This window comes from Burkholderia guangdongensis, assembly GCF_013403875.1.
GTDB lineage: Bacteria > Pseudomonadota > Gammaproteobacteria > Burkholderiales > Burkholderiaceae > Burkholderia > Burkholderia guangdongensis.
Map to the genome: position 1 here is coordinate 1 of NZ_JACBNX010000077.1, position 281 is coordinate 281.

General features: G+C 65.8%; 1 protein-coding gene. It reads left to right on the forward strand.

Going from position 1 to position 281, the window contains the following annotated elements; genetic code table 11:
* A partial coding sequence (locus HZI36_RS26770; RefSeq protein ID WP_179405672.1) for an aldehyde dehydrogenase family protein occupies positions 1–281 on the forward strand: 281 nt, incomplete at both ends.

A 281-nucleotide genomic window follows, 5' to 3' on the forward strand; every position in this document is an offset into this window, starting at 1 on the left:
TCGGTGCTCGTGCTGATGGAGATCATCGGCGACCTGTTCCCGGCCGGCGTGATCAACATCGTGAACGGCTTCGGCAAGGAGGCGGGCGAGGCGCTCGCGACGAGCAAGCGCATCGCGAAGATCGCGTTCACCGGCTCGACGCCGGTCGGCAAGCACATCCTGCACGCGGCGGCGGACAACCTGATCCCGTCGACGGTCGAGCTCGGCGGCAAGAGCCCGAACATCTTCTTCGCCGATGTGCTCGACCAGGACGACGCGTTCCTCGACAAAGCGCTCGAAGG